The organism is Streptomyces sp. NPDC033229 (assembly GCF_055576875.1).
Map to the genome: position 1 here is coordinate 59491 of NZ_JBVIQR010000001.1, position 12030 is coordinate 71520.

Here is a 12030-nt window from a genome sequence, read left to right on the forward strand (position 1 = left end):
GCGGTCGAGATACGGAGGATCTCCGAGGGCACCGGGAGCCCGGAGGACAGTGGGGCTACCGAGATCTATGAGGGCCATGGGGGTCATGAGGGCCATGGGGTTCATGAGACCCAGGGGATTGACGGGGCTCAGGGGGGTCCTATCCACGGGGGCATCCAGGAGGAGTGCGACGCTGTGCCACCCATTGACGCCGACACCGACGCGGACCCGGGCCCCGACACCCTCGACCTGCGTCTTTCCGACGAACTGGTCGAACTCATCGCCTACGACCGCCCCGAGGCGCCCGCCTCCCGTGCCCCCGACCTGCTGGACGGCCTCGCCGGCTGGGGCCCGGTCGACACCCCCGTCGGCGCCTTCCAGCTCGTACCGGTCCGGATCGAGCGCGACCTGCGACTCGTCGCCCGTTGGATGAACGACCCGGCCGTCGCGGCCTTCTGGGGCTTGGCCGGGCCCGACAGCGCGAGCGCGGACCACCTCCGCGCCCAGCTCGACGGCGACGGACGCAGCGTGCCCTGCCTCGGCGTGCTCGACGGGGTGCCCATGAGCTACTGGGAGGTCTACCGCGCCGACCTCGATCCCCTCGCCCGCTATTACCCGGCCCGGCCGCATGACACGGGGCTGCATCTGCTCATCGGCAAGGTCTCCGACCGGGGCCGGGGCCTCGGCACCACCCTGCTGCGCACCGTCGCCGACCTGGTCCTGGACCACCGGCCGTCCTGCGGCCGGGTCGTCGCCGAGCCCGACCTCCGCAACACCCCCTGCGCCGCCGCCTTCCTCGGCGCGGGCTTCCGGCTGACCGGTGAAGTCGACCTGCCCGACAAGCGCGTGGCCCTGATGATCCGCGACCGCTCCCTGCGCGACGTCCTGTGAACCGGGCGCCGGGTCGTGCCGTGCCGTGTGGGGTTCCCCTCCCTTCCGCACTCCGTGAGGACGGCGATGTCAGTGCCGCCCCTTAGGCTGGAAGAGCTATGACTGCCTCCTCCTCCCTCACCGACCTGCTGCACGCCGCCGTCACCGCCGTCGGAGGCAGTGAGCGCCCCGGCCAGGTCACCATGGCCGAAGCCATCGCGGAAGCCATCGACGACAACGCCCATCTGCTCGTGCAGGCCGGCACCGGCACCGGAAAGTCCCTGGGCTATCTGGTGCCTGCCCTCGCCCACGGCGAGCGGGTCGTCGTCGCGACCGCGACGCTCGCGCTCCAACGTCAGCTCGTCGAGCGTGATCTTCCGCGGACCGTCGACGCCCTGCACCCGCTGCTGCGCCGCCGTCCGCAGTTCGCCATGCTCAAGGGCCGGTCGAATTACCTGTGCCTGCACCGGCTCCACGAGGGGGTGCCGCAGGAAGAGGAGGAGGGGCTTTTTGACCCCTTCGAGGCGGCGGCGCCCTCCAGCAAGCTCGGCAAGGACCTGCTGCGGCTGCGCGCCTGGTCGGACGAGACCGAGACCGGCGACCGGGACGATCTGACGCCCGGTGTCTCGGACCGCGCGTGGTCCCAGGTCTCGGTCACCTCCCGCGAGTGCCTCGGAGCCTCGAAGTGCGCGTACGGCGCGGAGTGCTTCGCCGAGGCGGCCCGCGAGCGCGCCAAGCTCGCCGATGTCGTGGTCACCAACCACGCCCTGCTCGCCATCGACGCGATCGAGGGCGCCCCGGTGCTCCCCGGCCACGAGGTGCTGATCGTCGACGAGGCCCATGAGCTGGTCTCCCGGGTCACCGGCGTGGCAACCGGCGAGCTCACTCCCGGCCAGGTCAACCGCGCCGTGCGCCGGGCCGCCAAGCTCGTCGACGAGAAGGCCGCCGACGCGCTGCAGACCGCTGCCGAGAGTTTCGAGCGGCTGATGGAGCTGGCTCTGCCCGGGCGACTGGAGGAGATCCCGGAGGACCTCGGCTACGCACTCATGGCGCTGCGTGACGCCTCCCGCACGGTGATCTCGGCGATCGGTGACACCCGCGACAGATCCGTCCAGGACGAGGACGCGGTCCGCAAGCAGGCCCTCGCGGCGGTGGAGAGCGTCCACGCGGTGGCCGAGCGCATCGTGGAAGGGTCCGTGTACGACGTCGTCTGGTACGAGCGTCACGACCGCTTCGGCGCGTCCCTGCGCGTCGCGCCGCTGTCGGTCTCCGGTCTGCTGCGCGAGAAGCTCTTCAGCGAGCGTTCCGTGGTGCTGACCTCGGCGACGCTCAAGATCGGCGGCGACTTCAACGGCGTCGGTGCCTCCCTGGGCCTCGCCCCCGAGGGCATCGAGGGCGACGACCTCCCTCAGTGGAAGGGCGTGGACGTCGGCTCCCCGTTCGACTATCCCAAGCAGGGCATCCTCTACGTCGCCAAGCACCTGTCCCAGCCCGGCAGGGAAGGCAGCCGGAGCGACATGCTGGACGAGCTGGCCGAGCTGATGGAGGCCGCGGGCGGCCGGACGCTCGGGCTGTTCTCCTCCATGCGGGCCGCGCAGGCCGCGGCCGAGGCGCTGCGGGGCCGGCTCGACCTGCCGATCCTGCTCCAGGGCGAGGAGACGCTGGGAGAGCTGATCCGGACCTTCGCCGCCGATGCCCGTACGTGCCTGTTCGGCACGCTGTCCCTGTGGCAGGGCGTCGATGTGCCGGGGGTGAACTGCCAGCTCGTCGTCATGGACCGGGTGCCCTTCCCCCGCCCCGACGACCCGCTGATGAGCGCCCGGCAGAAGGCCGTGGAGGAGGCGGGCGGCAATGGCTTCATGGCCGTCGCGGCGACGCACGCGGCGCTGCTGATGGCACAGGGGGCCGGCCGGCTCGTACGGGCGTCGGGTGATCGTGGCGTGGTCGCGGTGCTCGATCCGCGGCTGGCGACGGCTCGCTACGGCAGCTTCCTGCGCGCCACGATGCCCGACTTCTGGTACACCACGGACCGTAACCAGGCGCGCCGCTCACTGGCGGCCATCGACGCCGCGGCGAAGGCGGGCGAGAAGTAGCGTCGGCCGAGACGTCGGGGCGCGAGCGCACACAGCAGGGCCCCGGAACCGGCGCAGTGGTTCCGGGGCCCGGTCTTCGCGGACTCACACCCGCCGCAGCACCGCCACGACCTTGCCGAGGATGGTGGCCTCGTCACCGGGAATGGGCTGGTAGGCGGCGTTGTGCGGCAGCAGCCACACATGGCCGTCCTCGCGCTTGAAGCGCTTGACGGTCGCCTCGCCGTCGAGCATCGCGGCCACGATATCGCCGTTCTCCGCGACGGGCTGACGACGCACCGTGACCCAGTCGCCGTCACAGATGGCGGCTTCGATCATGGAATCGCCGACCACCTTGAGCACGAACAGCTCGCCGTCGCCCACCAGTTGGCGGGGGAGGGGGAAGACGTCCTCGACGGACTCCTCGGCGAGGATCGGGCCGCCGGCGGCGATCCGGCCGACCAGGGGGACGTACGACGCGGCGGGCTTGCCGGTCGTGTCGGTCGGCTGGGAGCTCGGCTGGTCGGAGCCGCGCACCTCGTAGGCCCGGGGGCGGTGCGGATCCCGTCGCAGGAATCCCTTGCGCTCCAGAGCCATCAGCTGATGGGCCACGGACGAGGTGCTGGAGAGCCCCACCGCCTGGCCGATCTCTCGCATGGACGGTGGGTAACCGCGGCGCTGGACCGAGTCCCGGATGACCTCGATCACGCGGCGTTGCCGGTCGGTGAGTCCGGAGCTGTCGGCCCGGATTCCTGGTGGGCGTCCCGGGAGTGAGCGGGCCGGCTTCTGCCCCTCGGCGTTCATGGCTGCGTCATTCATCGGGTGTGCCTGGTCGAGTCGGCTCTGGGAGCGGTCCTGGGCGGTGATGGTGGCGCTGTCTGCGGTGGTGGTCACGTCGGCCCCTCTCGAGATGTTCTCCCTAGCTGGACAACGGTAGTTGCTTTCGAAAGGTTGCGCCAAACACACGTTCGAGTGAAATATCGGAGATTACCTGACGTGATCAGGCGGGAAGGTGTACGGGCGGAGATCAATTCGCCCATTGCGGTAGCCTTCGGTGCGAACTCCAACGGATGGCGCGCGGACCGCCGGACCGGGCAACACGCCCCAAAGTGGCGTCGATCGCCGACCCTGCCGCGCGGCGCCCGGAATGGATCCGGGGCGTCCGGTGCCGGTTCCGTGCGCCGACGCCAGTGTGCCATTCATGGGCCCGTGGGGGCCCGTCCGGGGCCGCTCCAGCGCGCCCCGGGCCCCGTCCGACGGTGTCGGCGCCGGTCCTCGGCGGTGCGACACGCGCTCGGCGTGCTTGCCCGCCGGGCACCAGATCTAGTGGTTTGATGGGCGACGGCCACCCACCAGTAGTGGTCCGCAGGTGGCCCTGGTGAATTCCGGTCGCCGCCATCGCCTATGCTGGGGGCTGCTTCGCGAGGCCCGTACGGGGCCCGTCGAAGCCGAAGATCGTGTACAGCTTTTTTCGAGGTTCCTCGAGGGTGAAGGAGGGTGGAGAGCCATGCACTGCCCCTTCTGCAGGCACCCCGACAGCCGGGTCGTCGACAGTCGGACCACCGATGACGGTTGTTCGATCCGCAGGCGCCGCCAGTGCCCCGACTGCTCCCGTCGCTTCACGACCGTGGAGACCGCGTCACTCATGGTGATCAAGCGGAGTGGGGTCACCGAGCCCTTCAGTCGCAACAAGGTCATTTCCGGCGTGCGCAAGGCGTGCCAGGGGCGCCCGGTCACCGAGGACGCCCTGGCCCAGCTCGGCCAGCGGGTCGAAGAGGCGGTGCGCGCCACGGGCAGCGCCGAGCTCTCCACGCATGACGTCGGCCTCGCCATACTCGGTCCGCTCAAGGATCTCGACCTGGTCGCGTATCTGCGGTTCGCGTCCGTGTACCAGGCCTTCGACTCGCTGGAGGACTTCGAGGCCGCCGTCGCGGAGCTCCGCGAGCAGCGGCCCGCGACCGACACCGTCGGCCGCGGCGCGGACGTCGACGTTCCCGCGCCCGCCGCGGCCGCCGACTAGCAGCGGCGACCACACAGGATCAGCCCGGCGCGCCCCGCGCGCACGGGTGGAAGACACACACCGCGCCACGGAAGAATTGGGCGCATTAGGGCGTTTTGCCCGTAGAGGGAGGCGGCATGACAGAGACGACGAGCGGCCCGGCACGAGGTTCCCGCTCCAAGGGAAACAAGGGTGCCAAGGGTCTGCGCATCGAGCGCATTCACACCACTCCCGGCGTCCACCCCTACGACGAGGTGGTCTGGGAGCGTCGTGACGTCGTCATGACCAACTGGCGCGACGGCTCGATCAACTTCGAGCAGCGTGGCGTCGAGTTCCCCGACTCCTGGTCGGTGAACGCGGTCAACATTGTCACGAGCAAGTACTTCCGCGGCGCGGTCGGTTCCCCGGACCGCGAGTCGAGCCTCAAGCAGCTCATCGACCGAGTGGTGCGCACCTACCGCAAGGCCGGCGAGGAGCACGGTTACTTCGCCTCCCCGGCGGACGCCGAGATCTTCGACCACGAGCTGACCTACGCCCTGCTGCACCAGGTCTTCAGCTTCAACTCCCCGGTCTGGTTCAACGTCGGCACCGCCCAGCCGCAGCAGGTCTCCGCCTGCTTCATCCTCTCCGTCGACGACTCCATGGAGTCGATCCTCGACTGGTACAAGGAAGAAGGGATGATCTTCAAGGGCGGCTCCGGCGCCGGCCTGAACCTCTCCCGCATCCGCTCCTCCAAGGAGCTGCTCTCCTCCGGCGGCAACGCCTCCGGCCCGGTCTCCTTCATGCGTGGCGCCGACGCCTCCGCCGGCACCATCAAGTCGGGCGGCGCCACCCGTCGCGCGGCCAAGATGGTCGTCCTCGATGTCGACCACCCGGACGTCGAGGCCTTCATCGAGACCAAGGTGAAGGAAGAGGAGAAGGTCCGCGCCCTGCGCGACGCCGGCTTCGACATGGACCTGGGCGGCGACGACATCACGTCCGTCCAGTACCAGAACGCCAACAACTCCGTCCGGGTGAACGACGAGTTCATGAAGGCCGTCGAGGCCGGCTCGAAGTTCGGTCTGCGCGGCCGGATGACCGGTGAGGTCATCGAGGAGATCGACGCCAAGGGCCTCTTCCGCAAGATGGCGGAGGCGGCCTGGGCCTGCGCCGACCCGGGCATCCAGTACGACGACACGATCAACCACTGGCACACCTCGCCGGAGTCGGGCCGGATCACCGCGTCCAACCCGTGCAGCGAGTACATGCACCTGGACAACTCCTCGTGCAACCTCGCCTCGCTCAACCTCATGAAGTTCCTGCGCGACGACGACCAGGGCAACCAGTCGTTCGACGCCGAGCGCTTCGCCAAGGTCGTCGAGCTGGTCATCACGGCGATGGACATCTCCATCTGCTTCGCCGACTTCCCGACCGAGAAGATCGGCGAGACGACCCGCGCCTTCCGCCAGCTGGGCATCGGCTACGCCAACCTCGGCGCCCTGCTGATGGCCACCGGCCACGCGTACGACAGCGACGGCGGCCGCGCGCTCGCCGGTGCCATCACCTCGCTGATGACCGGCACCTCCTACCGGCGCTCCGCCGAGCTGGCCGCCGTCGTCGGCCCGTACGACGGCTACGCCCGCAACGCGGACGCCCACCAGCGCGTCATGAAGCAGCACGCGGACGCCAACGGCGTCGCCAAGCGCGTGGACGACCTGGACACGCCGGTCTGGGCCGCGGCGACCGAGGCGTGGCAGGACGTCATCCGCCTCGGCGAGAAGAACGGCTTCCGCAACGCCCAGGCCTCGGTGCTCGCTCCCACCGGCACCATCGGCCTGATGATGGACTGCGACACCACGGGCGTCGAGCCGGACCTGGCCCTGGTCAAGTTCAAGAAGCTCGTCGGCGGCGGCTCGATGCAGATCGTGAACAACACGGTCCCCAAGGCGCTCAAGCGACTCGGCTACCAGCCGGAGCAGGTCGAGGCGATCGTCGCCCACATCGCCGAGCACGGCAATGTGATCGACGCCCCGGGCCTGCGGGCCGAGCACTACGAGGTCTTCGACTGCGCCATGGGCGAGCGCGCGATCTCCGCCATGGGCCACGTGCGCATGATGGCCGCCGCGCAGCCGTTCCTGTCGGGCGCGATCTCCAAGACCGTGAACCTGCCGGAGTCGGCGACCGTCGAAGAGGTCGAGGAGGTCTACTTCGAGGGCTGGAAGCTCGGTCTGAAGGCGCTCGCGATCTACCGCGACAACTGCAAGGTCGGCCAGCCGCTCTCCGCCAAGAAGAAGGAGGAGGCGAAGGCTCCCGAGGCCGTCGTCGCCCCCGTCGCGGAGAAGGTCGTCGAGTACCGCCCGGTCCGCAAGCGGCTCCCCAAGGGACGTCCGGGCATCACCACCTCCTTCACCGTGGGTGGCGCCGAGGGCTACATGACCGCCAACTCCTACCCGGACGACGGTCTCGGTGAGGTCTTCCTCAAGATGTCCAAGCAGGGTTCGACCCTCGCGGGCATGATGGACGCCTTCTCGATCGCCGTCTCGGTCGGTCTGCAGTACGGCGTTCCGCTGGAGACGTACGTCTCGAAGTTCACGAACATGCGCTTCGAGCCGGCCGGCATGACGGACGACCCGGACGTGCGGATGGCGCAGTCGATCGTCGACTACATCTTCCGTCGCCTGGCGCTGGACTTCCTGCCCTTCGAGACGCGCTCGGCGCTGGGCATCCACTCCGCCGAGGAGCGCCAGCGTCACCTGGACACCGGCTCCTACGAGCCGTCCGACGACGATGTCGACGTCGAGGGCCTGGCGCAGTCCGCGCCGCGGCACATCGAGGCCCCGAAGGCGGAGGCCCCGGCGCAGCCGGCGGCCGTCGTCCCGGCCCCGAAGCAGGTCCACAACTCCACCGAGCTGGTGGAGATGCAGCTCGGCCTGAACGCGGACGCGCCGCTGTGCTTCTCCTGTGGCACGAAGATGCGCCGCGCGGGCAGCTGCTACCTCTGCGAGGGCTGCGGCTCGACCAGCGGCTGCAGCTGATCATCGCCTGAACCGAAGGGGAGCCGGCCCGGTGCCGGCTCCCCTTCGGCGTGCTGTTGTCGACAACGCCCCGGGCCGATCATCGACGGTCATTTTCGATCATGAATACTGGCGGGACGACCAGGCAGGGGAGTGAGCGGCGGTATGGGCGAGTCTTTGTGGGGCGGCGACGAGCTGGATCTCGATGCCTATCTGGCGCGCATCGGATTCACCGGCACCCCGCGGGCGGACCTGGCGACGCTCCGGGCGGTGCACCGCGGGCACGTGGCCGCCTTCCCCTTCGAGAACCTGGAAATCCTGCTCGGCCGCCCCATCCTGCTCGACGTCCCGGCGCTGCAGGACAAGATGGTGACGCGCCACCGCGGGGGCTACTGCTACGAGCAGAACCTGCTGCTGGCCGCCGCTCTGGACCGTGTCGGCTTCTCCTTCACCGGGCTCGGGGCACGGGTCCGGATGGGCAGCGACAGCCGGCGCGCCGTCACCCATATGGCGCTCAAGGTCGAGGCCGACGGCGAGCAGTGGCTGTGCGACGTGGGCTTCGGCGGCGAGGGGCTGCTGGAGCCGCTGGCGTTCCGGGACGGGATACGCGAGCGCCAGGGAGACTGGACGTTTGGAATCGAGCGTGAACAGAAGGACGTACGCGCCCTTCGCACGCTTCACCCGGAGGGTTGGTTCGACCTCTACGCGTTCGGCCCGGAGGAGCGGTTCCCCGTCGACTACGCCGTCATGAACCACTACATCTCGACGCACCCTCGCTCACCCTTCGTCTCCCGGCCCGTAGTGCAGCAGACGGAGTCCGATCACCGGCGGAATCTGGTCGGCACGGTCCTGACGAGCGCGCGCGCCGACGGCTCGCGTGACACGTGCGAGATCGGGGTGGAGGAGTTGCCGGATGTGCTCTCGCGGGAGTTCCGGATCGAGCTCAGCCCGGCGGATGCCGAGACCCTCGCGCGGGTGTACTCCTCCGGTACGTGATACGTGCCACGGCCTGGGCCGTACGATGGCGCGGTGCTGGTCAAGTGGATTCGCTGCACCGTGGTGGACCGCCGCGGGTTCGAGCGGGGGCAGCGAAAATGGGCGGGGTTGCTCGGTGAGCCCGGGTTCCGGGGGCAGGGCGGCGGCTGGAGCCGTGGGCGTCCGCATGTGGCGCACCTCTTCGGCTTCTGGGAGAGCCGCGCCTTCTACGACTCGTTCATGGCGCGCTCGCACGACAGACTGGCGGCCTCCCAGGCCGGCACGTACAAGGACATCCAGGTCCGGCTGTTCGAGCACCGCTTCGACGTGAAGGTGGGCTTCCGGCCCCAGTTCTTCGACGCGGACGTGGTGCGGTTCGCCCACTGCCGGATCCGTGCGGACCGGGTGGAGCACTTCACGCACATGCAGGAGAAGGTGTGGAATCCGGCGATGGCCGGATCGCCGGGAATGCTGCGCGGCGTGTTCGGCGAGGCGCCCGGCCAGGAATTCCTGGTGCTGTCGATGTGGAACTCCGAGGCCGAGCACGGCAAGTACCGCACCGAGCGGGTGGAGCGGCTCGCCCTGCGGGCGCAGACCGAGGCGGACGTGGCGGCCATCGCGGGCGACATCGTCGCGATAGAACCGTCCTGGACGGTGTGACAGCCCGGCCCCGGACGCTCCGGGGCCGGTTCGCCCCCCCCGCGTGGCCTTGGCCCGGGGCTGTGGGCGCCGGGTCTCCGGCCGGTGCCGGGAGCGGGCGAGGCGGGTGGGCGGTACTCGATCTAGGGTGGCGGCATGTCACGGCCCCGGCGCATCGTTCTCATCCGACACGGAGAGTCGGAAGGAAATGTCGACGACACCGTCTACGAACGGGAACCCGATCATGCTCTGAGCCTGACCGAGAGGGGCCGCAAGCAGGCCGAGGAAGCCGGGGTGCGGTTGCGTGAGCTCTTCGGCGACGAGCAGGTCTCCGCCTATGTCTCCCCCTACCGGCGCACCCACCAGACCTTCCAGGCCCTCGGGCTCGATCCGCGCCTCGTCCGGGTCCGCGAGGAGCCGCGGCTGCGCGAGCAGGACTGGGGAAACTGGCAGGAGCGCGAGGACGTACGTAAGCAGAAGGTCTACCGCGACGCCTACGGGCACTTCTTCTACCGCTTCGCCCAGGGCGAGTCGGGCGCGGACGTCTACGACCGGGTGGGTGCCTTCCTGGAGAGCCTGTGGCGCAGTTTCGAGGACCCGGCGCACCCGCCGAACGTCCTGATCGTCACGCACGGCCTGACCATGAGGCTGTTCTGCATGCGCTGGCTGCACTGGACCGTCGCCGAGTTCGAATGCCTGTCCAACCCGGGCAACGCCGAGAGCCGCGCCCTGCTGCTCGGACCCGACGGCCGGTATCACCTGGACCGGCCGTTCGAGCGCTGGTGCACCCCCGAATCGTACGGCTTCACCGGTTAGAGTTCGCTGCGATGACCGCTGACCGATTCCACCGAGCCCTGGGGAGCCTGCGAGGGCTGGCCGTGGGCGACGCCCTCGGCTCCCAGTTCTTCGTCCCCGACAACTATCCGTCCCTCAAGCGTCGCGAGCTGCCGCCCGCCCCCTGGCAGTGGACCGACGACACCGAGATGGCCTGCTCCGTGCTGGCGGTCCTCGCCGAGCACGGCCGCATCGACCAGGACGCCCTCGCGCGCTCCTTCGCCCAGCACCACGACTTCGACCGCGGCTACGGTCCGGCGGTGGGCCGGATGCTGCGGCTGATCAGGGAGGGCGGCGACTGGCGTGAGCTGGCCGCCGCGCTGTTCCAGGGCCAGGGCTCCTGGGGCAACGGCGCGGCCATGCGGATCGCCCCGCTGGGCGCCTGGTACGCGGACGATCCCGAGCAGGCCACGCACCAGGCCGAGATCTCGGCCTACACCACCCACCAGCACCGCGAGGCGGTCGCCGGGAGCATGGCCGTGGCCGCCGCCGCGGCGATCGCCGCCGACCCGGCGGGCGCCGTCGACCCGGGCGCCCTGCTGGACGGCGTGATCGCACTGGTGCCCCGCAGCGCCGTGCACGCGGGGCTGCGCCGCGCCCGCGACATGCTCGACTACGGGGACGCGACCACCGTCGCGGCCGTCCTCGGCTGCGGCCGGCGCACCAGCGCCCATGACACGGTGCCCTTCGCGCTGTGGGCGGCGGCCCGCCATCTCGACTCCTTCGAGGAAGTGTTCTGGACCACGGCGCAGGCCGGCGGCGATGTGGACACCACCTGCGCGATCGCCGGCGGCGTGGTCGCGGCCGGGGTGCGCGGCGCCCCGCCCGCCGACTGGCTGCGACAGACCGAGGACCTGCCCGACTGGCTGCCGGCCGCCGCGCGCTGAGCTGACGGGCGGTAGTGGGGGCGGCGCACCGCGTGCCGCCCCCGGGGCGTACGCTTACAGCGTCATGCCGTACGAACCGCCTACCCACAGCGTCGAGCGCTCGCTCCGCGCCACGACCGGAGCCAAGATCGTCGCCGGTGTCGACGAGGTCGGCCGGGGCGCCTGGGCCGGTCCGGTCACCGTCTGCGCGGCCGTCACGGGTCTGCGTCGGCCGCCGGACGGCCTCACCGACTCCAAGCTCCTGACGCCAAAGCGGCGCACCGCGCTCGCCCAGCAGCTGGAGAGCTGGGTGACCGCCCACGCCCTCGGTGACGCCTCCCCTCAGGAGATCGACGAGCTGGGGATGACGGCGGCGCTGCGACTGGCCGCGTGCCGCGCCCTGGACGCGCTGCCGGTGCGGCCCGACGCGGTGATCCTCGACGGCAAGCACGACTACCTCGGCGACCCCTGGAAGGTCCGTACGGTCATCAAGGGCGACCAGTCCTGTGTGGTCGTCGCCGCCGCTTCCGTGATCGCCAAGGTCCGGCGCGACGCGATGATGGCCGAACTGGGCGCCGTCCACGCGGACTTCGCTTTCGGAGACAACGCCGGATACCCCTCGCCGGTGCACCGGGCCGCTCTGGAGGAGCTGGGCCCGACTCCGTACCACCGGATGTCCTGGGCCTACTTGGACGCGCTGCCGCGGTGGCAGCACCTCAAACGGCCCCGCATCAGCCCCGAAACTGTCGCCTTGGAGGCCGGAGGCCAGATCGGCTTCGACTTCTGAGCGGCCCCTGCGGCCACCC

Annotated in this window: 10 protein-coding genes; 9 read left to right on the forward strand and 1 reads right to left on the reverse strand. The window is 70.3% G+C overall.

Annotated elements, in window-relative coordinates; translation table 11 throughout:
• Positions 1–174: 174 nt before the first annotated feature.
• Positions 175–870, forward strand: coding sequence for a GNAT family N-acetyltransferase (locus ACZ53N_RS00250; RefSeq protein WP_469138747.1), 696 nt, complete (start codon positions 175–177; stop codon positions 868–870).
• 98 nt (positions 871–968) lie between these two features.
• Positions 969–2942: an ATP-dependent DNA helicase gene (locus tag ACZ53N_RS00255; RefSeq protein WP_469138748.1), complete on the forward strand. Its 1974-nt coding sequence runs from the start codon at positions 969–971 to the stop codon at positions 2940–2942.
• Between the two features lie 84 nt (positions 2943–3026).
• On the opposite strand, the gene lexA is transcribed toward ACZ53N_RS00255, so the two are convergent.
• On the reverse strand, positions 3027–3812 hold the full coding sequence (lexA, locus tag ACZ53N_RS00260) for a transcriptional repressor LexA (protein ID WP_130881823.1): 786 nt from the start codon (positions 3810–3812) through the stop codon (positions 3027–3029).
• A gap of 613 nt (positions 3813–4425) precedes the next feature.
• Here lexA and nrdR point away from each other — a divergent pair.
• From nrdR to ACZ53N_RS00295, 7 genes are all read left to right on the forward strand, one after another.
• Complete coding sequence (gene nrdR, locus ACZ53N_RS00265) at positions 4426–4938, forward strand: transcriptional regulator NrdR (RefSeq protein ID WP_469138749.1); 513 nt, start codon at positions 4426–4428, stop codon at positions 4936–4938.
• 116 nt (positions 4939–5054) lie between these two features.
• Positions 5055–7931, forward strand: coding sequence for a vitamin B12-dependent ribonucleotide reductase (locus ACZ53N_RS00270; RefSeq protein ID WP_469138750.1), 2877 nt, complete (start codon positions 5055–5057; stop codon positions 7929–7931).
• 144 nt (positions 7932–8075) lie between these two features.
• The gene (locus ACZ53N_RS00275) at positions 8076–8906 is read left to right on the forward strand and encodes an arylamine N-acetyltransferase family protein (RefSeq protein WP_469138751.1); all 831 of its coding nucleotides are present in this window, start codon (positions 8076–8078) and stop codon (positions 8904–8906) included.
• 33 nt (positions 8907–8939) lie between these two features.
• Positions 8940–9545 carry a YdbC family protein gene (locus ACZ53N_RS00280; RefSeq protein WP_469138752.1) on the forward strand — a complete coding sequence of 202 codons (606 nt, stop codon included), beginning with the start codon at positions 8940–8942 and terminating at the stop codon, positions 9543–9545.
• 135 nt (positions 9546–9680) lie between these two features.
• Positions 9681–10340 (forward strand): histidine phosphatase family protein, encoded by a 660-nt coding sequence (locus ACZ53N_RS00285; RefSeq protein ID WP_469138753.1) that lies wholly within the window; start codon positions 9681–9683, stop codon positions 10338–10340.
• 11 nt (positions 10341–10351) lie between these two features.
• Positions 10352–11245, forward strand: a complete 894-nt coding sequence (locus ACZ53N_RS00290; protein WP_469138754.1) for an ADP-ribosylglycohydrolase family protein — start codon at positions 10352–10354, stop codon at positions 11243–11245.
• Positions 11246–11309: 64 nt separating this feature from the next.
• Positions 11310–12011, forward strand: coding sequence for a ribonuclease HII (locus ACZ53N_RS00295; protein WP_469138755.1), 702 nt, complete (start codon positions 11310–11312; stop codon positions 12009–12011).
• The last annotated feature ends 19 nt before the right edge of the window (positions 12012–12030 follow it).